Origin of the sequence: Pseudomonas sp. NFACC46-3 (assembly GCF_900114515.1) — a bacterium.
In the GTDB taxonomy this organism is placed as follows: Bacteria; Pseudomonadota; Gammaproteobacteria; order Pseudomonadales; family Pseudomonadaceae; genus Aquipseudomonas; species Aquipseudomonas fluorescens_Q.
In genome coordinates this window covers 103,945-128,767 of the sequence record NZ_FOTH01000007.1, presented here as the reverse complement: position 1 = coordinate 128,767, position 24,823 = coordinate 103,945, and the positions used below count along the sequence as shown (strand labels likewise).

The following is a 24,823-nucleotide window of genomic DNA, read 5'->3' as shown; positions in this document are numbered from 1 at the left end:
GCGGTATGAAGCGTTTCTATTGGGTAGCCGTGCTGGCCGCTTCCGTGTGCAATAACGCCTGGGCCATGGGGCCCTTCGAGTTCTACGAGCGGGCCCTGCGCAATGACCCGGTCTACCTGGGCGCGATCAAGGAGCGCGATGCGGGCCAGGAAAATCGCGCCATTGGCCGCGCCGGGCTGCTGCCGCACCTGGGCTACAGCTACAACAAGGGTCGCAACCAGTCCAAGGTCACGTACCTCAACGATCGCGGCGCCAGCCAGCATGATGATCGCAACTACAGCAGCTACGGTTCCAGCCTGACGTTGCAACAACCGCTGCTGGACTACGAGGCGTACGCGGCCTATCGCAAGGGCGTGGCCCAGGCGTTGTTCGCTGATGAAAGTTTTCGTGGCAAGAGTCAGGAGTTGTTGGTGCGGGTGCTGAGTCATTACACCCAGGCGCTGTTCGCCCAGGACCAGATCGACATTGCCCAGGCCAAGAAAAAGGCGTTCGAGCAGCAATTTCGCCAGAACGAGCATCTGTTTCGCCAGGGCGAAGGTACGCGCACCGACATCCTTGAGGCGCAGGCGCGCTATGAATTGGCAATCGCCGAAGAGATCGAGGCGCGAGATGAGCAGGATGCCGCCTTGCGCGAGCTGGGCTCGCTGATTGGCGTCCCGGCCCTGGATATCGGCGACCTGGCGCCGCTGCATGACACCTTCCAGACCTTTGCCTTGCAACCGGCCAGTTTCGACACATGGCACGCGCTGGCGGTGAGCAACAACCCCAGCCTGGCGTCCCAGCGACAAGCCGTAGACGTGGCGCGTTTCGAGGTGGAGCGCAACCGCGCCGGGCATCTGCCCAAGGTCAGCGCCTACGCGACGATGCGCCAGAACGAATCGGAAAGTGGCAATACCTACAACCAACGCTACGACACCAACACCATCGGCCTGGAAGTCAGCGTGCCGCTGTACGCCGGTGGCGGGGTCTCGGCGTCGACCCGCCAGGCCAGCCGCACTATGGAACAGGCCGAATACGAGCTGGAGGCCAAGACCCGCGAGACGCTGATCGAATTGCGCCGCCAGTTCAGCGCCTGTGTGTCCGGGGTGAACAAGCTGCGCGCTTATCAGAAGGCCCTGAGCTCCGCTGAAGCGCTGGTGGTCTCGACCCGGCAAAGCATCCTTGGCGGCGAGCGGGTCAATCTCGATGCACTCAATGCCGAGCAACAGCTCTACAGCACCCGCCGCGACCTGGCCCAGGCCCGTTACGACTACCTCATGGCCTGGACCAAGCTGCATTACTACGCCGGCACCCTCGGCCCGCAGGACCTGGCGAAGGTAGACGAGGCGTTTGTGTCCCGGGCGCCCTTTCAATGACCTGTGGCGAGGGAGCTTGCTCCCGCTCGAGTGCGAAGCGCTCGCAGGCTTTTTTTGGGGCCGCTACGCAGCCCAGCGGGAGCAAGCTCCCTCGCCACAAAGACAAAAGCAAAGACAAAAGCAAAGACAAAAGCAAAGACAAAAGCAAAGACAAAGCAAGCCACTAGGCCAGGACAGGTTCCATCAGGCCGCGCAACTCCAGGATTCTTGCAACAACTAAGGATGGTTCGTGATGAAAATCGATAACAACAAACAGCCCAGACAGACAGGGCGCCTGTTCCTGCCCAAGGCCCTCAACCGCGCAGTGCTCTGTGCACTGGCGACCTTGGGCGCGGCCCAGGCGGCGCCTTATGTCGAGAGCGGCAGGGCGGGTAATCCAGACAGTTGGCGCAGCAGTGAATTCAACGCCGAATGGGGGTTGGGGGCAATCAACGCGCAACAGGCCTACGCCGCCGGGTATACCGGCAAGGGCGTCAAGCTGGGGATCTTCGACCAGCCGGTCTACGCGGCGCACCCGGAGTTCTCCGGCACTGGCAAAGTCGTGACCTTGGTCACCAGTGGTATCCGCGAGTACACCGACCCCTACATCCCGGTGAAAGCCGGTGATCCGTTCCGCTACGACGGCTCGCCCACCGTTGGCTCCGATGGCAAGCTGGGTTCCCACGGCACCCATGTCGGCGGGATCGCTGCCGGCAGTCGCGATGGCAGCCCGATGCACGGCGTGGCGTACGATGCGCAGATCATCAGCGCCGACAACGGCGACCCGGGCCCCGAAGACGGCATCATCCTGGGCAACGATGGCGCAGTGTACAAGGCGGGTTGGGACGCGTTGATCGCCAGCGGCGCACGCATCATCAACAACAGCTGGGGCATTGGCATCACCGATCGCTTCGACCAGGGCGGCCGCGATCCGGCGTTCCCGCACTTCACCGTGCAGGACGCGCAACTGCAATTCGATCAGATCAAGCCGCTGCTGGGCACCAAGCCTGGCGGCGCCTACGAGGGCGCCATCGCCGCAGCCCGCAGCGGTATCGTCACGATTTTCGCCGCCGGCAACGACTACAACCTCAATAACCCTGATGCCATCGCGGGCCTGGCGTATTTTGTGCCGGACATCGCGCCGAACTGGCTCACCGTGGCGGCGCTGCAAGTCAATCCGGACACCGCCAGCGCCGATCCTTACACCATCAGCACCTTCTCGTCGCGCTGTGGCTACACCGCCAGTTTCTGCGTGTCGGCCCCCGGCACCCGGGTCTACAGCGCCGTGATCGGCGGCACCAGTGCCGACGACCTGACTGTCGGCTACGCCAACAAGAGCGGCACCTCCATGGCCGCGCCCCATGTTGCCGGCAGTGTGGCGGTGTTGATGGAGCGTTTCCCCTACATGACCGGCGCCCAGGTCGCCAGCGTCCTGCGCACCACCGCCACCGACATGGGCGCGCCGGGCGTCGATTCGTTATACGGCTGGGGCATGATCAACCTGGGCAAGGCCATCGACGGTCCATCGATGCTGGTGACCGAGCAGGACATCCCCGCGGAGTTTCGTATCGATGGCGCCTATGGCTCCGGTCAGTTCGTGGTGGACCTGCCGGGCATTGGCGCGATCATCGATGCCGGCAAACCCACGGAACGGGTGTGCATCGGCATCCAATGTGGCCTGGACGTTTGGCGCAACGACATCGCCGGCCACGGCGGCCTGACCAAGGAGGGCATCGGCACCCTGGTACTCACCGGCGCAAACACCTACAGCGGGCCGACCCTGGTCAATCAAGGGCGACTGGCGATCAATGGCTCGCTGGCCTCGGCCGTTACGGTCAACGACGGCGGCATCCTCGGTGGCAACGGGCGCATCGCCAGCCTGACCGCCAACCGCGGCGCCAGCGTGGCGCCGGGCAACTCCATCGGCACCTTGCAGGTGGCCGGCGACGTGACCTTTCAACCCGGTTCGAACTACGCAGTGGAAGTCTCGCCCACCGCCAGCGACCTGATCGTGGCGGGCGGCAAGGCGTCCGTTGACGGAGCGACGGTGTCGTTGTCCCTGGAAAACAGCCCGACACTGCTGACGGCTGGCGAGGTGAAAAGCCTGTTGGGCAGGCAGTTCAATATCCTGCAGGCCGCCGATGGTATTGACGGGCGCTTCGCTGGCGTCTTGCCCAACTATGCGTTTCTGGGGGGCGACCTGGCGTACAGCACCAGTGGCATTCAACTGGCGGTCGAGCGTAACGACGCGTCATTTGCCAGCCTCGGCCTGACACCAAACCAGCGCTCCGTCGCCTCGGCCGCCGAACGACTGGGCGCGGGCAACGGACTCTACGAGGCCTTGCTGCTTTCGCCCAGCACCGCCGTGGCGCAACAGGCATTCCAGCAACTGTCCGGTGAAATCCATCCGGCCATTGGCACACTGTTGATCAACGACAGTCGTCAGTTGCGCGACGCCGTCGGTGATCGCCTGCGCCAGGACGCCCTGTACGACGCCGGTACGCCGACCGATGCCAGCAGCAATGCCTGGTTCAAGGTGCTGGGCGCTTGGGGCAAAAACGATGGTGGAAATGATCACGCCAGTACGACCAGTTCCATCGGCGGGCTGCTGGCCGGTGTCGACGGACTGATCAGCGACCAGACGCGACTGGGCTTCGTCACCGGCTACAGCGACAGTTCGTTGAGCATGGGTGAAGGCACCCATTCCTCGGCCAAGGCCGACAGCTATCACCTGGGGGCCTACCTGGGACATGAAATCGACGCGCTACGCCTGACCGTTGGCGCTGCCCACAGTTGGCATCGCATCGACGTCAAGCGGGACCTGCAATGGGGCGACGTCAGTGGCCGGGAGAAAACCAAGCGCGATGCCCGGACCACCCAGCTCTTCACCGAAGCGGCGTATCGCCTCAACTTGCAACCGGTAGCCCTGGAGCCGTTCGCCAACCTGGCCTATGTGCACCTGGACAGCGACAGCTTCCATGAGAAAGGCGATAACGCGGCCCTGCACGGTGGCGACGATCGCCGCGATGCCGTGCTCTCGACCCTGGGCGTGCGGGCCAGCCATACCCTGGCCCTGTCGGATCGACAGCAACTGCAACTGTCCGGCTCCCTCGGCTGGCAGCACAACCTGAGCAGCACCTCGTCCGAACAGGACCTGGCCTTCGCCGGCAGCAGCAACACCTTCGCGGTGCAGAGTGTGTCCATGGACCGCAACGCCGCCGTGATCGGTGCCCGTGCCGGGCTTGCGGTCGCCAAGGATGTGCGGGTCAACCTCGACTACAACGGCCTGATCGGCTCCCGGGATAAAACCCACGGCGTGGGCCTGACCCTGGATTGGCAGTTCTGACCAAGAAGAAGGGCTGGATATACCCCCGTGGCGAGGGAGCTTGCTCCCGCTCGGGTGCGTAGCAGCCGCCCCGGGGGAGCGCTTCGCACTCCAGCGGGAGCAAGCTCCCTCGCCACAACAGCTGTACCTCCCGGTTCCCGTATTCCAACAACAAAAGAGAGCAACAACCATGGGCATCTACGACTACAAGAACCTCGGCACTGCCGAATCCAAGGCACTGGTCAGCGACGCGATGGCGATCATGCTGTATTCCTACCATAACCTCGACAATGGCTTTGCCTCCGGTTACCAGCACAACGGCTTCGGTGCCGGCCTGCCGGCCACCCTGGTGACCGCGCTGCTGGGGGGCACCGATTCCCAAGGGGTGATTCCCGGCGTGCCGTGGAACCCCGATTCGGAAAAACTGGCCCTGGAGGCGGTACAGAAGGCCGGTTGGACGCCCATCAGCGCCGCGCAACTGGGTTACGCCGGCAAGGTGGATGGCCGCGGGACGTTTTTCGGTGAAAAGGCCGGCTACACCACTGCGCAGGTAGAGATCCTCGGCAAATACGACAGCGCGGGACACCTGCAGGAAATCGGCGTGTCATTTCGCGGCACCAGCGGCCCTCGGGAAAATCTGATCGGCGATTCCATCGGTGACGCGGTCAACGACCTGATGGCCGCGCTGGGACCCAAGGACTATGCGAAAAACTACGTCGGCGAAGCCTTTGGCAACCTGCTGGGCGACGTCGCGAAATTTGCCCAGGCCCATGGCCTGACGGGCAACGACGTGCTGGTCAGCGGCCACAGCCTGGGTGGGCTGGCGGTCAACAGCCTGGCGGACTTGAGCACCAGCCAATGGTCGGGGTTCTACTCCAGTGCCAACTACATCGCCTACGCCTCGCCAACCCAGAGCAGTACCGACAAGGTCTTGAACATCGGTTACGAGAACGATCCGGTGTTTCGCGCGCTGGATGGCTCGACGTTCAACCTCGCCTCGGTGGGTGTGCACGATGGGCAACAGGAATCGGCCACCAACAACATCGTCAGCTTCAACGACCACTACGCTTCGGCGACGTGGAACGTGTTGCCGTTTTCCATTCTCAACATTCCCACCTGGATTTCCCACCTGCCTACCGGCTACGGCGATGGCATGGGCCGGATCATGGGGTCGGTGTTCTACGACCTCACCGAAAAAGACTCCACCATCATCGTCGCCAACCTGTCGGACCCCGCGCGGGCCAATACCTGGGTGCAGGACCTCAATCGCAACGCCGAACCCCATACCGGCAGCACGTTCATCATCGGCAGCGACAGCGACGACCTGATCCAGGGCGGCCAGGGTAACGACTACCTGGAAGGCCGCGCCGGCAATGACACTTTTCGTGATGGCGGTGGCTACAACGTGATCCTGGGCGGGCAGGGCAGCAACAGCCTGCAACTGCAGCAGTCAGTGAAGGATTTCAGTTTTGCCCATGACGGGGCCGGGACGCTGTATATGCGCGACGCCCATGGCGCGATCAGCATCACCCGCGACATCGGCACGCTGGTCAGCAAGGAGTCCGGATTGTTCTGGGGGCTGCTCAAGGATGAGGTGAGCCACAGCGTCACCGCCAATGGCCTGGTGGCCGGCGCCAACCTGACGGCATATGCCTCGTCGATCAAGGGCAGTGTGGCCAATGACACCCTGGTGGCGGGAGCGAAGGGCGACTGGCTGTTCGGCCAGGACGGCAACGATGTGCTGATAGGCGGCGCGGGTAACGACACCTTCGTCGGTGGTGCGGGCAATGACCAGATGCAAGCGGGGGCCGGCAGTGACACCTTCCTCTTCAACGGCGCTTTCGGCCAGGACCGGATCAGCGGCTACGACGCGGGGGACAAGCTGGTGTTCCTCGGCGTGCCGGGCGCCGGGGCTGGTCATGACTACAGCCAGTACCTGTCACAGGTGGGCAATGACACGCTGTTCAAGGTCGGCGACAGTTCCGTGACCCTGGTGGGCGTTGGTCTGGGTCAGGTGGGGGGCGAAGGGATCGTGTTCGCCTGATATCGCCTTTGCGAGCAAGCCCGCTCCCACAGGGATGGATGGTGAATACAGGATTCTGCGAGCACCGGAAAACAAGTGTGGGAGCGAGCTTGCTCGCGATGGCGGCATTCCAGGCAAGTCACTGGAATTCAGTCAGTCTTCCTTGCGAATGGTTGCCACATCATCGGCGCGGACCCGAACTTTCCTGCCGGAAATATCCTCGAACTCGTAGAAACCGTCAGCGGTGCGGGTATTGGGGGTGTCCTTGGTCAAATACTGGGTACCGTTCTGCAAGGTCACCACGGTTGGCGACGCGCAGCCAGCCAGAGCCAGAAATGCCACGGCGACCATGGGCAGGCCCAGAAACCTGATGTTCATAACCATAACCTCTCAATTAAAAGGACACGGAGCAACTGATTCGACCGCGCCATCACGTTAGTCAACCGCCATTGGTCTCGCTTGCCGTAGGAAAGTTCATCGCTGACTGAAGGATTTCACCTTAAATATAGGAGACCGTTCATCTTTTGCTGTTGCCTGGCCGGTTTACAGCTGTTATCTGTATGCATAACCAGTGCTTAATATCCTTGGCGTTCTTTCCGTGGCAGTCCGTTCCCTCGACGATCCGTTTTACTACCTGAACAACTTCCAGCAGGTGCTCGCTTGGTTGACGCAGCGTTATGCCGATGTGCTCAGCACCGACGAGCAGCGCTTCATCGAGCACTTCGCAGCGCTGCCGCGTGGCGCCCAGGGCTTGCTGGTGCGGATGGTGATGCGCAAGGGGCTACGGTTTCGCCATAGCAAGCTGCATTACTCGGAAATTGGCGACATTGGTGCCGCCGTCGCGCCACTGTTGGCGCTGGGTTGGGTCGAGGAACAGGCCCCCATCGGGCTCGTCGAGCTGTTCGAGGTGCTGCTCAAGCCGGAAATCCTCCTGTGCCTGGGCCACCTGATCGAACACCCCAAGGCGAAAAAGACCGAATGGCTCCACGCCTTGGACGAACGCGTCAACCAGCCCCAGCCGTTCGATGCCTGGTGCCCGCAGTTGGATGACCGGCTGTACAGCCTGACGATCATGAGTCTGTGTGACCGGCTGCGGTTGATGTTTTTCGGCAACCTTTACCAGGACTGGTCGGAATTCGTCCTGGCGGACCTGGGCATCTTCACCTACGAAACCGTCGAGTTCAGCGCCGAGTCACGGGGCTTGCGCAGCCGCGAGGACGTCGATGCCTGCCTGTTCTTGCACGACTGCCAGCAGCGCTTCGAAGCTGGCGAGCCCCTGGATGAGATCGTCGCCCAGGTCAACGAACTGTCCCTGGACAATCCGTGGCTGGAGCGGCGCCGGGGCAAGTTGTTGTTCCAGATTGGCCAGCACGGCGAGCGCATCGGCGACTTCGCCTTGGCCTTGGGCATCTATCGCGATTGCACCTACCCGGGCGCGCGGTTGCGGATGGTCCGGGTACTGGAGCGCATCGGCGAATACGGCTTGGCCCTTGAACTCGGCGAGGTGGCGATGCAGGCACCGCAAAGTGCCGCCGAAACCCAGGCCTTGCTGCGGATCGTGCCCCGTCTTCGGCGCAAGTTGGGCGGCCCGCCGGTGCCACGGGGCCTGGTCCGGGAAGTGGAGCGCCTGGAGCTGCAACTGCCTCGCGTCGATCCGACCTTGTCGGTGGAGTACCACGTCCAGGCCCACCTGCACGACGACACCGCGCCAGTGCATTACGTCGAGAACAGCCTGATCAATTCGCTGTTCGGCCTGCTGTGCTGGCCGGCGATCTTCGCGCCGTTGCCGGGTGCATTTTTCCACCCGTTCCAGCGGGGGCCGGTGGACCTGCTCAACGAAGATTTTCATGCCCGTCGCGCCGAGCTGTTCGCAGCTTGCCTGGCAGAGCTGGACGATGGCCGCTATCGGCAGACCATCAGCCGTCGCTATGCCGAAAAGTGGGGCGTGCAGTCGCCTTTCGTATTCTGGGGCGCGCTGTCCGAGCCCTTGCTGGAGCAAGCCCTCGATTGCTTGCCGGCCGCGCATCTCAAGCACTGGTTTGACCGTTTGCTGCTGGACATCAAGGCCAACCGCGCCGGCATGCCGGATCTGATCCAGTTCTGGCCGCAGCACAAGACCTACCGCATGATCGAAGTCAAAGGCCCTGGCGATCGGCTGCAAGACAACCAGCTGCGTTGGCTGGAGTTCTGCCATGAGCACCAGATGCCCGTTGCCGTTTGTTATGTGCAATGGGCAGAGTCGGCTATCGTGAGCGAGCTTGCTCGCGATGGGGCCGCATGACCCCGGCATCCAGCTACAGCATCGCCGTGCGGGCGTTGTGTGAGTTCACCGCCAAGGTGGGTGATCTTGACCTGCGCTTCACGCCGTCGCCCACGGCCTTGGAAGGCATCGCTGGCCATCGCACCGTGGCGGCGCGGCGCAGCGATGGCTACCTGGCTGAGGTGGCCCTTGAAGGTCTCTACCAGACACTGAAAGTCAAAGGCCGGGCCGACGGCTACGACCCGACCCGCAACTGCCTCGAAGAAGTGAAGACTTTCCGGGGCGACCTGAGCAAGCAACCGGCCAATCACCGCCAACTGCATTGGGCCCAGGCGAAAATCTACGGCTGGCTGATGTGCCAGAAGCTACAGTTGCCGCATATCGACGTCGCCTTGGTGTATTTCGACATCGTCAGCGAAAAGGAAACCTGCTTTACGCAAAGCTTCGAGGCGGCGCAACTCCAGGCGTTTTTTGAAGCACAGTGCGCGCTATTCCTCGCCTGGGCCGAACAGGAAATGGCCCACCGCCAGGCCCGCAATCTCGGCGCACACACATTGGCTTTTCCTCACGCCAGCTTCAGGCCAGGACAGCGGCACTTGGCTGAGTCGGTGTTCAAGGCGGTCAGTACCGGCCGTTGCCTGATGGCCCAGGCGCCCACCGGCATCGGCAAGACCGTCGGCACGCTGTTCCCGATGCTCAAGGCCCTGGCGCCGCAGCGGTTGGATAAAGTGTTCTTTCTCACCGCCAAAACCCCGGGACGCAAGCTGGCGTTGGACGCCGCTCAAGTAATCACCCGCAGCGCGCCGTCGATGCCGTTGCGCGTGCTGGAAATGATCGCCCGGGACAAGGCTTGCGAGTACCCGGAGAACGCCTGCCATGGCGAATCCTGCCCGCTGGCCCGTGGTTTCTACGACCGCTTACCGGGCGCCCGGGCAGCGGCGAGCCAGGTCACGTTGCTCGACCAGGCGGCGTTGCGCGAGATTGCGCTGGCCCATGAGGTCTGCCCGTATTACCTCAGCCAGGAAATGGCCCGCTGGGCCGACGTAGTGGTGGCCGACTACAACTATTACTTCGACTTCAGCGCGTTGCTCTTCGGCCTGGCCCAGGCCAACGGCTGGACTGTCGCGACCTTGGTGGATGAAGCCCATAACCTGGTGGAGCGCGGGCGGCAGATGTACAGCGCGACCCTCGACCAGGCCACGCTGACCAGCGTGCGCAAAACCGCCCCTGAACCGCTGAAGAAATCCCTTGATAGGGTCAATCGCCAGTGGAACGCCTTGCATGCGCCCCAGGTGGCGGCCTATCGGGCCTATGAAAAGTTGCCGGACAAATTGCTCCAGGCCCTGGCTACCTGCACTACGGCTATTGGCGATTATCTAAGCGATCATCCCCAAGGCCTGGACAGCGGATTGCAGGCGTTCTACTTCGACGCGTTGCAGTTTGGCCGGGTGGCGGAAACCTTCGACGAGCACTTTCTGTTTGACATCCACAAGCGCGAACTCGGCCGCCAGCGCAGCCTATCTACGCTGTGCCTGCGCAACGTGGTGCCGGCCGCATTCCTGCGACCCAGGCTGACGGCGGCCCGCAGCACGGTGCTGTTTTCCGCGACCCTGGGCCCCCGGCATTACTACGCAGACTTGTTGGGGACGCCGGGCGACACGGTATGGATCGACGTGGAATCGCCGTTCAAGGCCGAACAACTGGACGTACAGGTCGTCAGCCGCATTTCCACCCGTTTTGCCCATCGCCAGGCGTCCCTGGAGCCCATTGCCGCGTTGATGGCCCGCCAGTTCAACGAGCGCCCAGGCAACTACCTGGCTTTTTTCAGCAGCTTCGATTACTTGCAGCAAGTGGCTGGGCTGTTTGCCGAGCGGTACCCGCAAATTGCGCTCTGGACGCAATCGCGCGGCATGGGCGAAGCCCCCCGGCAGGCGTTTCTCGAACGGTTCATGGAGCACAGCCAAGGCATTGGCTTTGCGGTGCTGGGCGGCGCGTTCGGCGAGGGCATCGATTTGCCGGGTTCACGCCTGATCGGCGCATTCATCGCCACCTTGGGGCTGGCGCAGTTCAACCCGGTCAATGAGCAGATGAAACAACGCATGGCCGCAATCTTCGGCGATGGCTACGACTACACGTACCTGTACCCTGGCCTGCAAAAAGTCGTGCAGGCGGCCGGTCGCGTTATCCGCACCCAGCAGGATCGCGGGGTGGTGATGCTGATCGATGACCGGTTTGGCGAGGCGAGGGTGCAGCACTTGTTGCCGCGCTGGTGGTCAGTTACCCAAGAGGCCCACAAATCCCCTTGTGGGAGCGAGCTTGCTCGCGATGGCAGACTGTCAGCCAGTATTGATGCAAACTGACCCACCGCTATCGCGAGCGAGCTCGCTCCCACAGGTTGGAAGGCTTGAGGATTTTTCCTGGCGCCTGACTTGCTCCATACTTCGCGAAAAAAGAATCCACACGGATGCCCCGGCCAGATGCTTGAGAACGCCCCCAAGTCCCCACTCATGAACGAGGAGCAGCGCTTTCGCCTGCTCATCGACGCGGTGGTCGACTACGCCATCTACATGACCGACCCATCGGGCCTCATCACCAGTTGGAACTCCGGCGCCAGGCGCTTCAAGGGCTACGAGGAATCCGAGATCCTGGGCCAGCATTTCTCCCGTTTCTACACCGATCAGGATCGCGCCGCCGGCCTGCCGCAACGGGCGCTGGACACGGCCGTGCAGGAGGGGCGCTTTGAAGGCGAGGGTTGGCGGGTGCGCAAGGACGGCACGTTGTTCTGGTCCCATGTGGTGATCGATCCGATCATCGACAGCCAGAGCGGCACCTTGCTTGGTTTCGCCAAGATCACCCGCGACCTGACCGATCGTAAAATGGCCGAGGAAACCCTCAAGCAAAGCGAGCAGCAGTTCCGCCTGCTGGTGCAAAGCGTCACCGATTACGCCATCTACATGCTCGACCCGCAAGGCCAGGTCACCAACTGGAACCTGGGGGCGCAGCGGATCAAGGGTTATCTTCCGGCCGAGGCTATCGGCCGGCATTTCTCGATGTTCTACACCCCCGAGGATCGCGATAGCGGCGAACCACAACGGGCGTTGAGCATCGCCGCCAGCGAAGGGCGCTTCGAGAAAAAAGGCTGGCGCATGCGCAAGGATGGCACGCGCTTCATGGCCCACGTGGTCATCGATGCGATCCGCAGCGACACCGGCACGCTGTTGGGATTTGCCAAGATCACCCGTGACATTACCGATGCCACCCAGGCCCAGCAGGCCCTTGAGCAAGCCCGCGAGGCGCTGTTCCAATCCCAGAAACTGCAAGCCATCGGTCAGCTCACCGGCGGTATTGCCCATGATTTCAATAACCTGTTGACGGTCATCCTTGGCAACCTGGAAATCGTACGCAAGCGCATGGCCAACGAACCGAAACTCACTCAATTGCTGGACAACGCGACCCAGGGCGCGCTGCGCGGGGTTTCGCTGACCCAGCGCATGCTGGCGTTTGCCCGCCGGCAAAAACTGACCTACGAATCGGTCGAGCTGGCGGCCCTGGTGCAGGGTATCAGCGGCCTGCTGCAAAGCTCCCTGGGCCCATCGATACACATCCAGACCCGCTTCGCCGAGGCGCTGTCGCCGGTGCTGGCCGATGTCAACCAACTGGAACTGGCGATTCTCAATCTGGCGACCAACGCCCGGGACGCCATGCCCCATGGTGGCAAGCTCATGATTAGCGCCGATGAGCGGCAAGGGTGTGATGCGGCCCACGACAAGCCGATGGCCCCCGGGCGCTACATTTGCCTGGCGATTACCGATGAAGGCGAGGGCATGGATGAAGCCACGCTGGCCTCGGCCGTGGACCCATTTTTCACCACCAAGGGGGTTGGCAAAGGTACGGGCCTGGGGTTGTCCATGGTGCATGGCCTGGCGGAACAGCTCGGGGGGCGTCTGACGCTCAGGAGCGAGAAAGGTGTCGGTACCACCGCGCAGTTGTGGTTGCCGGTGGCAAACAACCCGGCACCGGGCAAAGCGTCGATCCAGGAAACAACGCAGCCAGTCGATGAGTTGAAAGTGCTGGTAGTCGATGATGACAGCCTGGTGCTGACCAGCACGCGCCTGTTGATCGAAGACCTCGGGCACCGGGTCCTTTGCGCGCCATCGGGCGCCCAGGCACTGGAGCTGTATGAGCGCAACCCGGACATCGACCTGGTCATCACCGACATGGCCATGCCGCAGATGGACGGTGCGCAGTTGGCGAAACTGTTGCGTGACCGCCAACCGGACCTGCCCATCATCCTGGCCACCGGTTATGCCGAACGCCTGGAAGGTTTCGCCACCCAATTGCCTCGGTTGATCAAGCCGTTCAAGCAGATTGACCTGGTGCAGATCATTGGGCAGACGATGAAATAGTCAGCCTCCTGTGGCGAGGGAGCTTGCTCCCGCTGGGTCGCGAAGCGGCCCCCATGTGGCGAGCGCTTCGCACTCGAGCGGGAGCAAGCTCCCTCGCCACACAAGAGCAGGCGCTTATTCAGTGTTCTTCTTGAACCCCCGCAAATTCATCGCACACAGGCAAAACTGCAACACGATCAACGCATACGCGTGGGTATGAAGGCCCCAGATCACCCACAGAATATTGCTTGCAATAAAACAACTGAATCCCGCCATCCGGCGTCGCGGTTGGCGTGAGCCGATCAACCAGGCGGCCAGCACCGTGACGAGCATCGCTGGCCATTGCACCCATCCAAGATAGTCCACACAAGCGTCCTCTTGCCCTTACGAACTAGAGACCCTGGCGGTTGGGGAGCGTTTCCCCGGATGTTGGATGCACCTGCGGTCCATTGGCTTGAACTTGCCGTGCGTCGGGTTCTTCTAATGAATCCGAATCATCAGAGAGGCTCGTCCTTCGCAATGCCCAGAATACTCACCGGGCCAACCCCGGAAGAAGAACTGACGGAACACAACGCCACACTGTTCGGTTCACCCAAGGAACGACTGGATTTCTATCGCCGGGAAATCCAGTACGAAACCAGTATCCTGGCCAACCGAACCGATGCTTACCTGGCCGCCCAATCTTTCCTGGTGATCGCCTTTGCTTCGTGCATGGCCAACCTGAACCCGGAGTGGGGCAAGTTGTTCACGCTGATCGTGCCGCCATTTCTGGCCTTGCTGGGATTCTTGAGCTCGCTCAATGCCTGGCCGGGCATCAAGGCGGCCTACGAAATCATCGATCATTGGCATTTCAAACAGAGCGAGTTATTGCGCGCCGAACCCTTGATGGGCCTGGCCTACGACGAGTCACCGCTGTTCAACGAGCGGGAGTCGACGCACAAAGGCTACCGCAAGTCGCTGCTGTTCTCGGTGCGTACGCCATGGATCTTCGCCACCTTCTGGGTATTGCTGGGGGTGTATTCGGTCTATATCCAGATGGGCGATCCTGGCGGTTGAGCCACACGATCTTGAGGACGAACATCATTGTGGCGAGGGAGCTTGCTCCCGCTGGGCTGCGAAGCGGCCCCAAGCTTTGCGGTTGCTGCGCAACCGAGCGGGAGCAAGCTCCCTCGCCACAACAGCGTTCATCTCCTGCCGCAGTGCCTCACCTCGGCTGCTTGTGGCGCTCATACCATGCCAGGGTCGGTTGGGTCGTGACACCATGGACCAAAATACTCAAGGCCACCACCGACAGGGTGAGGTTGATGCACAGTTGCTCTACCTCCGGCTGCAGGTCGTTGTTCAAGGCGAAAAACAAATAAAACAGGCTGCCGATCCCGCGGATGCCGAACCAACCGATCAGCAGCCGTTGCGGTCCGTCGAGCAATCGCCCCCAAGGTAATGCCAGCACACTCAACGGGCGGATGACGGCAAACAGCAGGGCACCGATCGCCAAGGCCCGCCAGTCCCAATGGTTGGCCAGCACGACCCCAAGCAGGGTGACCAGAAACACTTCCATCGATCGCTCCACCAGGCTGCCGAATGCGAGCATGTCGCTCATCATGACCCCTGCGGCCAATTGACCATCGTCCAGCGACTCGGTATCGCCCAGGACAGCCTGTTGGGGATCGACGGTTTCGTGGCCCACCACCGGTTGCACCAGGTGTTCTGCCGGCGGCGCCGCTTCATCGGTGGATTTGACCTCAGCCTGGCGCAGCCCCAGGCCGGCGGCGAACACTGAGAGAAAACCATAGCCCTGGATCCACTCGGCCACGACGTAAGCCAGGGCAATCAGTGCCAGGGCCAGGTAGTCGTTGGGCGACAGCGTGCTGTCGGCATTCCGGATGCGCATCGACAAGGTCAGCTTGCCAATGCCGCGGCCCATCCAGTAGCCGACCAGCAAACCGGCCGGCACCGCCCAGAGGACGTTAAGCAGCAGCCATTCACCGAGAAAATCGCTGCCGTCTTCACGCAGCATCAACAGGCCGAGGATCACAAAAGGAAATGCCGTCCCGTCGTTCAGTCCCGCTTCGCCCGACAGGCCGAAACGTACCCGGTCGTCATCCCGCGCGTCATTGACCTGCACCAGCGCCGCCAGCACCGGGTCGGTAGGTGCCAACATCGCGCCGATCAGCATCGACACGCCCCAACCCAGGCCCAACAGATAATGCAATGCCAGGCACAGGCCGGCGATGCACAGGATCATCACCGGCCCGGCCAGACCATAGGCGACACGCCAGGTACGGTTCTTGAGGGGCAAACGCAACTTGAGGCCGCTGACGAACAATGAAAACACCACCGCGACCTCCGTGAGGTGTTCCATCCAGACCGCCGAGTCGCTGATGTCCAGCTTCAGCACATTCAATCCCATCGGCCCGATGGCAATGCCCAGTACCAGGCACATCGCCGAGGTGGTGACCGGCATCCAGCGCAGATAGGAGGAGGTCAGGGCCAGGGTCAGCAACACCGCACCGAGCACCGCTACCCATACCGTGAAAGTCATCGTTGCTCCTTGGATAGCGCGTGGTACAGCCGGCAAGTGAACCCCGTGGCGAGGGAGCTTGCTCCCGCTCGGCTGCGAAGCAGTCGTAAAAACCTTTTGACCGCGCCCCCTTGCATGGGCCGCTTCGCCTCCAGCGGGAGCAAGCTCCCTCGCCCCAACAGCGCCGTTGCCACATTCAACAGCTGGGGTGGTTCTCAGTATTCGAGGGCTGGAGCGAAACGAGGGTTCCCCTCGTGAATGGACAACCCGTTTATCCGCCTGCCCTTCAACCCAACGGAATTTTTCGTCGTTGCCGGTGCTCTGCAACAGAAGAGACGTGCTGATTCAGCGTCCGCCGAAACCCAAGAGGCCCTTATGACTGCGCTGACACCCCTCCAATCCCAGCCGGGAACCGTGCACCCTGTTACGCCTGACGGGCACGTGCGCCAATGCTATGAACGACTGTTCCAGGGCCCCGACGACGCTGACAAGCAAGCCGTCGCCCAGGCGTTCCTCCGGGAATGCATCGCAAAGGCCGCGGCGCTTCCCCAGGAGATGCCCGATGACCCCATGGCGCTGTTGGCCTGGGTCGAGCAGCACAGCGCCGGTGTGGCCCGGCAATACGCTGACTACCTGGAGCGGCGCAAAAATGGCGGCGCGCGGGAGTTCTTCAGCAGCAAGGCCCACGCCTTGTACTTCCTGCAGGCTGTGGCGCCGACCAAACGGGTGGACGGCGCCTGGCTATATGGCGTGGTCAAGCACTGGCACGACCATCGTTTCGAGGGGTTGCTGTGCACCTACCTGGAAGAACTGGGGGACGGTCATCCCGCGCAAAACCATGTGGTGCTCTATCGAAAATTGCTCGCCGAACACGATCTGTCGGATGCCCCGGACATCGACGACGCCCTTTATCTGCAAGGCGCCGTGCAACTGGCCTTGGGGTACGCCGGCGACGAATACCTGCCAGAAGTCATCGGCTACAACTTGGGCTATGAGCAATTGCCCCTGCATCTGCTGATCAGCGCCTACGAGCTGAGCGAGCTGGACATCGATCCGTACTATTTCACCCTTCATGTCACCATCGACAACGCCAGCACCGGCCACGCCCATAAGGCCGTACAAGGGCTGCTGCAGCTGATGCCGATGGAAGCCGACCGTGAAGCCTTCTGGCACCGGGTCACGTTGGGCTATCGCCTCAACGACCTGGGGCAGGGCAGCCGGGACATCATCGGTTCATTCGACCTGACCCGCGAAGTGCTGGACATGCTTGAACGCAAACGCCCGTTCGGCCAGCACATGCATTCCGATTACTGCAAGTTCGAAGGCAAGACCGTCAACCAGTGGCTTTCGGCGCCAGGCCAATTGGAAGGATTCTTGGCGGCAATGCAGAACAAAGGCTGGATCAAACGCCATGAAGACCCGCAGAACAGCCGCTTCTGGACGCTGATCAACGGGGCTGGAGCGGCCATGTTCGGGGTATTCAGCCCCTACGAAAAACAGCTGCTGCACGATTGGATAGCCGGTGACTGGCTGGACGAGGGCACAAGATCCGGCGTCCGGCGCGCTCCGGTTGCTGCTTGCGAGCCGACGACGCCGATGGACGATCCCGATGTACAAAGCTTGCTACAGGCACTGAAAGGGCGGACGCCCAACGAGCAGATGCAGGTTCTGATGCCCTGGCTCTGTGCTCGGCGTCATAGCCATCCGGCCGGCCTGTTGGCGACTCGTCGGTTCATCGAACTCAAGTCCGCACTTCGTTAGGGAGCCCTGCATGAATGAAGAACGCCTGTCCGAGCGGGACCTTGCGCTGTTGCAACTGGGCCGGCGCCTGCAAGCCGACGGCTACCGTTTCATTACCCCAACGCCGTTGACCCACGAGCGAGTCAACCAGCGACCCGGCAATGAACGCTCCAAGACCTTGCGGGACGTGTTCGGTTGGTCGCGGCCATTTGCGCCGGGACTGATCAGTGCCGATGAACAGCGGCAACTGCAAGAAGCCCATGTGCTGGAAGAGCGCGACGGCCTTCTGCGCAGCCGGGTGCGCTGGTCGAGCCTGGATGGCTTGCTGTTCGCTCATTCGCCGTTCCCCACCCAGGCCACCGATGCGGTGTTTTTCGGCCCTGACAGCTACCGTTTCGCCCAACTGATCCATACTCATCTGCAGCAGAGCTTCACGGCGGTACATCGCGCCGTGGACATCGGTTGTGGCGCCGGCGTCGGTGCGATCGTGATTGCCCGCGCCCGGCGTGAAGCGCAAGTAATGGCGGTGGATATCAACCCGCAAGCCTTGCGCCTGAGCGCCGTGAACGCCGCGCTGGCCGAGGTGGGCAATGTCGAGGTCGCTCGCAGCGACGTGCTGCAGGACGTGCCAGGCAGCTTCGACCTGATCGTCGCCAACCCGCCGTACATGGCTGATCCATCCGAGCGCGCCTATCGCCATGGCGGCGGCGCCCTGGGCGCCGGGTTGTCGTTGCGTATCGTCGAACAGGCCTTGCCCCGGCTGACACCGGGCGGCTCGCTGGTGCTCTACACCGGCGTGGCGATGGTGGATGGGCGCGACCCGTTCCTGGAAGCGCTGGGTCAATGGCGTGACTCGGCGGATTTCGGCTGGACCTACAAGGAATTGGACCCGGACGTGTTTGGTGAGGAATTGCTGACGCCGGGTTATCAGGATGTGGAACGGATCGCCGTGGTGGCGTTGGTTGTAACCCGCATTGGCGCAGGTATCGGCGGGGTTATCGGAGGGATTATCGATGAACAGGCGCATGAAATTCGGCATTGAAGAGGAGTATTTCATCACCGATCTGCAAACCCGTTGCATGCCAGGCGAGCCACCCGCACAAGCGATCGCAGCTTGCCAGGCCGAGCTGGGCAAGCATTTCGCCCATGAAATGTTCCTGTGCCAGGTCGAGATGGCATCGCCCATCTTTCGCAGCCTGTCAGAGGCGGCCGATTACCTGAACCAGGTGCGTACGGGCTTGAACCAGCGGTTGGCACCCTATGGCCTGGGTCTGCTCAGCGCCGGTTCACATCCGATGACGACCCAAGTACTGCAGCCGACCGACGAGCTGCATTTCCAGCAACTGTTCGATGATTACCAACGGGTGGCGAGGCGCAGCGTGCTGTCGGGCCTGCATATCCATGTGGAAGTTCCGGCCATTCAGGATCGAGTGCGGGTCATGAATGAGATCCTGCCCTGGTTGCCGATGTTCCTGGCCCTGAGCGCTTCATCACCGTTCTGGAACGGTGGCTACAGTGGCTTCAGCAGCTATCGACAAGTGGCCTGCGATGAATGGCCACGCATGGGCGTGCCGGAGTTTTTCGAAGATGAGTCGGCGTTCGCCAGCTACGTCGACATGCTCATGCGTACCGGGTCCATTCGCCAACCCAGCGATTGCTGGTGGGTGATACGGCCTTCCTCACGTTACCCCACGCTGGAACTGCGCATTTGTGATGCCTGTCCTCGGGTCGACGACGTCCTGTGCCTCGCTTCGCTGTTTCGCCTGATGGTGGCCCATGCCGTGGCGCAGCGCCGGCCTGGCGCCAACTACAGCCAGATGTCCCAGTGGGTCCTCAAGGAAAATCGCTGGCGGGCCAAACGTCATGGGATTCTCGCGGAGTTCATCGTCGAGGGGCAGGAGCAGCCGATGCTGATCGGTGAATGGTTGACCCTGGCCGAGCAAACCTTCGGTGAGACCGCAGCAGAGCTGGGTGTCCAGGACGTATTCGGGCAGGTGCGCCGCATGGTGCAGGAAGGCACCAGCGCCGACCGGCAAATCGTCCTTTTCGAACAGGGGCTGTTGCTGGGCGATTCCGTCGAACAGGCCCTGGGCCGCGTGGTCGATCAATTGCTCGCGGAAACCGTCGGGCTGCCGGTCGCCGATCCGGCGTTGCAACAGGTGGCTGGTGGTCCATGAGCAGCAAGACCCTGGATGACTACAACCGCATGCGGGATTTCGCCGCCACTCCGGAGCCGGCGGCGAAGCGCTCGCGCAAATCGGCGAAGACTGCCCACGCCTTGCAGTTTTGTATTCAAAAACACGACGCCTCGCGGCTGCATTACGACTTTCGGCTGGAACTGGACGGTGCACTCAAGAGCTGGGCGGTGCCCAAAGGCCCCTCCCTGGACCCGAAAGCCAAGCGCCTGGCGGTGCATGTCGAAGACCATCCGCTGGATTACGCCACGTTCGAAGGCAACATCCCCGAGGGCCATTATGGCGCCGGTGACGTGATCGTCTGGGACCGGGGCGTCTGGATTCCCCAGGGGGATCCCCACGAGGCCTATGAAAAAGGCCGGCTCAAGTTCGAGCTGCAAGGGGAAAAGCTCAGCGGCCTGTGGAACCTGGTGCGCACCCACATGCCCGGCAAGCAGGAGCAGTGGTTCCTGATCAAGCACCAGGACCAGGCCGCCCGCCCCGAAAGCGAATACGACGTGGTCCAGGCCGAGCCGGACAGCGTGCTCAGCGATCGCACCCTCGTGCCCAAGCGTCGAGGCAAGGCTGGCGCCAAAGCGGTGAAACAACCGGAAAAAGCCGCGCAGCCGAAATCGCCGAAGCGCACCTCGAAAACCTCCCTCAGCGGTGCGGTCGCCGGGCCGCTGCCAGACACCCTCAAGCCGGAACTGGCGACCCTGGTGGAAAGCGCGCCCGACGGCGAATGGCTCTATGAAATCAAGTTCGACGGTTACCGGGTCATGGCGCGGATCGAAAACGGCGGCGTCAGGCTGCTCACCCGCAACGGCCATGACTGGACCCACAAATTGCCAAGACAGGCCGAGGCCTTGGCCGCACTGGGCTTGGAATCGGCCTGGCTCGACGGCGAGATGGTGGTTGCCAACGACCAAGGCGTGCCGGACTTCCAGGCCTTGCAGAATGCCTTCGAGGCCGGCAGCAGCGGCAAGATCGCCTATTACCTGTTCGACATGCCTTACCTCAACGGCATGGATTTGCGCAAAGTGCCGGTGCAAGAGCGCCGGGCCGCCTTGGCGGCCGTGCTGGAGCCCAACGAAAGCCCTTTGCTGCGGTTTTCCGATGCCTTTGAAGAAACCCCTGAAGCGCTGCTCAATAGCGCCTGCCAGATGCAGATGGAGGGGCTGATCGGCAAGCGCGTCGGCAGCACCTATGTGTCCCGGCGCAGCAACGACTGGATCAAGCTCAAGTGCAAGAATCGCCAGGAGTTCGTGGTGGTGGGCTTCAGCGAGCCCAAGGGCGCTCGCAGCGCCTTTGGTGCATTGCTGCTGGGGCTGCATGATGCCGACAGCGGCCAGCTGCGCTACGCCGGTAAGGTCGGCACCGGGTTCAACGAAACCACCCTCAAAAGCATCTACCAGCAATTGCTGCCCCTGGAGACGAAAAAGGCCGCCGTGGTGAACCCGCCCACCGGTTACGAAGCCAAGGGCGTGCACTGGCTCGAACCGAAGCTGCTGGCCGAAGTGGCCTTTGCCGAAATGACCAAGGACGGCTCGGTGCGCCATGCGGTTTTCCATGGCTTGCGCGACGACAAGCCGGCCAAGGACATTACCCAGGAGCTGGCCAAGCCCGTGAAAAAAAACGCTACGGCAAAAAAAAACAAAGCCAAGGATGAGCCTGGCGCGACACCGGCCAGGACCAAGAGCAAGGCCAAGGCACCGGCCTTGGACGGCAAGGTCCGCATCACCCATCCGGATCGGGTCATTGACGCCAGCAGCGGCACCACCAAGCTGCAACTGGCCGAGTACTACGCCAGCGTGGCCGAATTCATCCTGCCGGAACTGGAAGACCGCCCGGTCGCCTTGGTCCGGGCGCCGGATGGCATCGCCGGTGAGCTGTTCTTCCAGAAGAACCCCGAGCGCCTGGCGATTCCCGGTATCACCAGCCTGGACAAGGAACTGACCGGGCAGCCGGTGATGATCATCAACAACGCCGAGGCGCTGATCGGCGCGGTGCAGATGAGCACCGTGGAACTGCACACTTGGAATGCCACGTCTGTCGATCTGGACAAGCCCGACCGCTTCGTCCTCGACCTTGACCCGGACCCGGCGCTGCCCTGGAAAAGCATGGTCGAGGCGACGCAGCTCACCTTGTCGGTGCTCGATGAACTAGGCCTCAAGGCGTTCCTCAAGACCAGCGGCGGCAAGGGCATTCATGTGGTGGTGCCGCTGACGCGCAAACTGGGTTGGGACGAGGTCAAGGGGTTCAGTCATGCGATTGTCAGTCACATGGCCAAGCTGCTGCCAGACCGTTTTTCGGCGGTGTCCGGGCCGAAGAATCGGGTAGGGCGGATTTTCATCGATTACCTGCGCAATGGGTTGGGCGCTACCACCATTTGCGCTTATGCCGCCCGGACTCGGGAAGGGTTGCCGGTGTCGGTGCCGATCTTTCGCGAGGAGGTGGCCGAGCTCAAGGGGGCGAATTTGTGGAACGTGCACAATGTTCATGAGCGTCTGGCGGAGGTTGGGCATGAGCCTTGGGCTGGGCTCAAGCGAGCTCGGCAGAGTATTACGGCTGAGATGCGCAGGCGTATCGGTATGAAGAAAGTTTAACCGGATCACCTCAAGCCGCTGTCATCGGCATTGTGCACCCCGAAAACGCATTCAGCCCACCGGGACACGCATATATTCCGGCTGCAGGTAGTTGAACCAGAGCAGGATCATTTCCACCAGGATCGTCACCAGGACCAGCAGGCCCACGCCCCAGACACTTGCCGAATACAGCAGGCCCTGTTCCTTCTTGAGGCCCATGAACTTGGGCAGCCCGACGAACAGCAGGAGCGTCGAGTAGGCCGACGCCAGTAAAAGCACTGCCACGGCCAGCCAGCGGCTCGGGTAAAGCCCGAAGATTCCGGCCAGGAAGTACGGCGTTGCGGTATAGGCGGCGAAGCCGATGCATTGGTTGACCGTCGGGCGGACGTCGAAGGTGCGGGACATCCAGCGAATGAACAGGCCCATCAACGTGACGCCGACGACGATGGTCACGTACAGCAGCACGCACAATTGAAGCGCGCTGGCACTGCTGAGTCGTACCGTTTCGTTTTCGGCCAGGCTCCATCCGGTCCAAGTGGTGCCGATGAACAGGCATACCGCGGGGATCAGCGCGAGCAGCAGCAAATGAGCCAGGTAATGGCGTGGATGCGCCTGTTCTTGCTCGCGTATGTCGGCCCAGGCGAATTCGGGCTGCGTGAACAGTTTGACGAAAGGTGCGGACATGACGACCTCCTGATCAGGACGGCCTCTGCATGAGGCCCTTATGGAGTTTGAGGTACAGAAAAAGGCTCGGGTTTCATTTATTTGCTGGTCCTGGCCGACGGGGCGATAAAGGGAATGAAACACAACGGTAGAGGTCAACCCATCAGCATCCCCGAAGGACCGTCTGCCATGACTGTTGCCCAAATCCTGGTTGATTATTTGCGCGATCATGACCTGCGCCTGACCACAGCCGAATCCTGCACCGCCGGACAGATCGTCACATTGCTGGCCGAGGTGCCCGGCAGTGGTTCACTGATCGAAAGCGGTTATGTGGTGTACTCCCCTGAGGCCAAGCAGCGCTTGCTCGGTGTCAGCCCGCGCACCATCGAGACCTTCAATCTCACCAGCCGTGAAGTCGCCGAGGAAATGGCCCTCGGCGCCTTGCACGATGCCAATGCCAATGCGGCGGTGGCCACCACTGGTCTGCTCGGGCCAGACGACAAGGACGGAATACCCGCCGGCACCGTCTGCTTTGCCTGGGCGTTCGATGTGGACGGTCAGCGAGCACTGTTCAGCCGTTGCGTGCGCTTCTTCGGCAGTCGCGGTCAGGTGCAATTGTGGGCCGCCGAATACGTGCTGCAACAACTGCCCGGCTTTCACCAGCGCGCCATGGCCGGCGAGCGGCGATAGGAGGGCGGGCCATGAGCGATCCATACGAGCAGGACGACCACCGCAGCCGCCAGTTTCCGGTATGCGAAGACATGGCGTTCCAGCACAAGGTCTGGCGTTTCGAGCGAGTTGGCTGGTACGTGTTGGTGCTGTTGGTGATCCTGGCCTTGCTGGGGCTGTTCTCCCGTGGCCCGCTGAGCAACCGGGAGCTGCACAGCGACGACGGCAGCCTGGGCGTCGAGTATCAGGCCTTCCACCGCAACGGCTCCAGCAACGTCCTGGTCATCCGTCTCAAGGGCCAGCCCAACGCCGTGTTGGAAGTCGAGTTGGGTGGCGATTGGCTGGAAGGTTTCGAGGTGCAAGCGTTGCAACCTGCACCGCTGCGCTCGGCGGGCGCGGGGCAGGGCATGACCCTCTGGGTACAGGCCGATGAACGAGGGCAGGCCAGCCTGCACCTGTCATTGCTCGGCGACGGTTTCGGGACCTATCACAGCCGCATCGCAACCCCTGGCGGTGCCTCGGTGAGTTTCAATCAGTTCATTTTTCCTTAGGTGACCTATGGATTCGGTGCTGCGAGCGGCCGTGATGTACGCGGCGTTGATGGTGTTGTTCAAGATCGCCGGGCGACGTTCGCTGGCAGAAATCACCACCTTTGATTTCGTGTTGTTGATGATCATCGGCGAGGCCACTCAACAGGCGCTGTTGGGGGATGATTTCTCGATGACCAACGCGCTGATGGTGATCGTGACGCTGATTGCCATCGATGTCGGCTTCTCATTGCTTAAACTGCGCTCCCAATGGGTTTCGCGCCTGATCGACGGTGGCCCGACCATCATCGTCGAGGACGGACGAATTCTGCACGGGCGGATGCGTCATGCGCGGTTGGTGGAGGCGGACATCATGGAGGCGGCACGCTCCAGCCAGGGCATCGAGGCCCTGGAGCAGATCAAGTTCGCGATCATCGAGCGCAATGGGAAGATTTCGGTGATTGCCAAGGAGTAACCCCGAGTGCTGGCGAACTTCATTGTGGCGAGGGGATTTATCCCCGTTGGGCTGAAGCAGCCCCAATAGGCCAACACTCGGGATCAGCCTGATATACCAGGTGAGCTTTTTAGGGCTGCTTCAGCCTAGCGGGGATAAATCC

General features: G+C 62.0%; 18 protein-coding genes. 14 read left to right on the top strand and 4 right to left on the bottom strand.

Annotation, left to right across the window (positions count from 1 at the left end; all coding sequences use genetic code 11):
- Nucleotides 1–5: 5 nt before the first annotated feature.
- The 3 genes from BM300_RS10465 to BM300_RS10455 all read left to right on the top strand — a co-directional run bounded on the left by BM300_RS10465 (nt 6) and on the right by BM300_RS10455 (nt 6,703).
- Nucleotides 6–1,355 carry a TolC family outer membrane protein gene (locus BM300_RS10465; protein ID WP_092462807.1) on the top strand — a complete coding sequence of 450 codons (1,350 nt, stop codon included), beginning with the start codon at nt 6–8 and terminating at the stop codon, nt 1,353–1,355.
- 232 nt (nt 1,356–1,587) lie between these two features.
- Entirely contained in the window at nt 1,588–4,680 is a 3,093-nt protein-coding gene (locus BM300_RS10460) for an autotransporter serine protease (RefSeq protein WP_092462805.1), read from the top strand.
- A gap of 169 nt (nt 4,681–4,849) precedes the next feature.
- Complete coding sequence (locus tag BM300_RS10455; RefSeq protein ID WP_092347972.1) at nt 4,850–6,703, top strand: polyurethane esterase; 1,854 nt, start codon at nt 4,850–4,852, stop codon at nt 6,701–6,703.
- A gap of 132 nt (nt 6,704–6,835) precedes the next feature.
- On the opposite strand, the gene BM300_RS10450 is transcribed toward BM300_RS10455, so the two are convergent.
- Complete coding sequence (locus tag BM300_RS10450; RefSeq protein ID WP_003201785.1) at nt 6,836–7,060, bottom strand: YgdI/YgdR family lipoprotein; 225 nt, start codon at nt 7,058–7,060, stop codon at nt 6,836–6,838.
- Nucleotides 7,061–7,280: 220 nt separating this feature from the next.
- On the opposite strand from BM300_RS10450, the gene BM300_RS10445 reads away from it, so the two are divergent.
- The 3 genes from BM300_RS10445 to BM300_RS10435 all read left to right on the top strand — a co-directional run bounded on the left by BM300_RS10445 (nt 7,281) and on the right by BM300_RS10435 (nt 13,348).
- Nucleotides 7,281–8,963 (top strand): VRR-NUC domain-containing protein, encoded by a 1,683-nt coding sequence (locus BM300_RS10445; RefSeq protein ID WP_092462803.1) that lies wholly within the window; start codon nt 7,281–7,283, stop codon nt 8,961–8,963.
- Nucleotides 8,960–11,302, top strand: coding sequence for an ATP-dependent DNA helicase (locus tag BM300_RS10440; RefSeq protein ID WP_092462801.1), 2,343 nt, complete (start codon nt 8,960–8,962; stop codon nt 11,300–11,302). The genes BM300_RS10445 and BM300_RS10440 overlap by 4 nt, the downstream gene beginning before the upstream one ends.
- 117 nt (nt 11,303–11,419) lie before the next feature.
- A complete protein-coding gene (locus BM300_RS10435) occupies nt 11,420–13,348 on the top strand; it encodes a hybrid sensor histidine kinase/response regulator (protein ID WP_092143595.1) in 1,929 nt (642 codons plus the stop codon).
- 114 nt (nt 13,349–13,462) lie between these two features.
- Here the strand turns inward: BM300_RS10435 and BM300_RS10430 are convergent, their stop codons facing one another.
- Nucleotides 13,463–13,693 carry a hypothetical protein gene (locus BM300_RS10430; protein ID WP_063321299.1) on the bottom strand — a complete coding sequence of 77 codons (231 nt, stop codon included), beginning with the start codon at nt 13,691–13,693 and terminating at the stop codon, nt 13,463–13,465.
- 153 nt (nt 13,694–13,846) lie between these two features.
- Between BM300_RS10430 and BM300_RS10425 the strand changes: the two genes are divergently transcribed.
- Nucleotides 13,847–14,383, top strand: a complete 537-nt coding sequence (locus BM300_RS10425; protein WP_092224588.1) for a hypothetical protein — start codon at nt 13,847–13,849, stop codon at nt 14,381–14,383.
- Between the two features lie 148 nt (nt 14,384–14,531).
- Here BM300_RS10425 and BM300_RS10420 read toward each other — a convergent pair whose 3' ends face one another.
- Complete coding sequence (locus BM300_RS10420) at nt 14,532–15,869, bottom strand: cation:proton antiporter (RefSeq protein ID WP_092462799.1); 1,338 nt, start codon at nt 15,867–15,869, stop codon at nt 14,532–14,534.
- A 354-nt stretch (nt 15,870–16,223) separates the two neighbouring features.
- Here BM300_RS10420 and BM300_RS10415 point away from each other — a divergent pair, with 354 nt between their 5' ends.
- Genes BM300_RS10415 through ligD form a run of 4 tightly spaced genes read left to right on the top strand, consistent with a single transcriptional unit; the run spans nt 16,224 to nt 22,368 of the window.
- Complete coding sequence (locus BM300_RS10415) at nt 16,224–17,609, top strand: iron-containing redox enzyme family protein (RefSeq protein ID WP_092462835.1); 1,386 nt, start codon at nt 16,224–16,226, stop codon at nt 17,607–17,609.
- A gap of 10 nt (nt 17,610–17,619) precedes the next feature.
- Nucleotides 17,620–18,630, top strand: coding sequence for a methyltransferase (locus BM300_RS10410; protein ID WP_092462797.1), 1,011 nt, complete (start codon nt 17,620–17,622; stop codon nt 18,628–18,630).
- Nucleotides 18,602–19,765 carry a carboxylate-amine ligase gene (locus BM300_RS10405; protein ID WP_092462795.1) on the top strand — a complete coding sequence of 388 codons (1,164 nt, stop codon included), beginning with the start codon at nt 18,602–18,604 and terminating at the stop codon, nt 19,763–19,765. The genes BM300_RS10410 and BM300_RS10405 overlap by 29 nt, the downstream gene beginning before the upstream one ends.
- Nucleotides 19,762–22,368, top strand: a complete 2,607-nt coding sequence (gene ligD / locus BM300_RS10400; protein ID WP_092462793.1) for a DNA ligase D — start codon at nt 19,762–19,764, stop codon at nt 22,366–22,368. Before BM300_RS10405 ends, ligD begins: the two co-directional genes overlap by 4 nt.
- A gap of 51 nt (nt 22,369–22,419) precedes the next feature.
- Here ligD and BM300_RS10395 read toward each other — a convergent pair whose 3' ends face one another.
- On the bottom strand, nt 22,420–23,031 hold the full coding sequence (locus tag BM300_RS10395) for a Yip1 family protein (RefSeq protein ID WP_092462791.1): 612 nt from the start codon (nt 23,029–23,031) through the stop codon (nt 22,420–22,422).
- 168 nt (nt 23,032–23,199) lie between these two features.
- On the opposite strand from BM300_RS10395, the gene BM300_RS10390 reads away from it, so the two are divergent.
- From BM300_RS10390 to BM300_RS10380, 3 genes are read left to right on the top strand one after another with little or no spacing between them, the layout of a single operon-like run.
- On the top strand, nt 23,200–23,700 hold the full coding sequence (locus BM300_RS10390; RefSeq protein ID WP_092224576.1) for a CinA family protein: 501 nt from the start codon (nt 23,200–23,202) through the stop codon (nt 23,698–23,700).
- Nucleotides 23,701–23,711: 11 nt separating this feature from the next.
- Entirely contained in the window at nt 23,712–24,230 is a 519-nt protein-coding gene (locus tag BM300_RS10385) for a hypothetical protein (RefSeq protein WP_092143570.1), read from the top strand.
- 7 nt (nt 24,231–24,237) lie between these two features.
- The gene (locus BM300_RS10380) at nt 24,238–24,681 is read left to right on the top strand and encodes a DUF421 domain-containing protein (RefSeq protein ID WP_092224573.1); all 444 of its coding nucleotides are present in this window, start codon (nt 24,238–24,240) and stop codon (nt 24,679–24,681) included.
- The last annotated feature ends 142 nt before the right edge of the window (nt 24,682–24,823 follow it).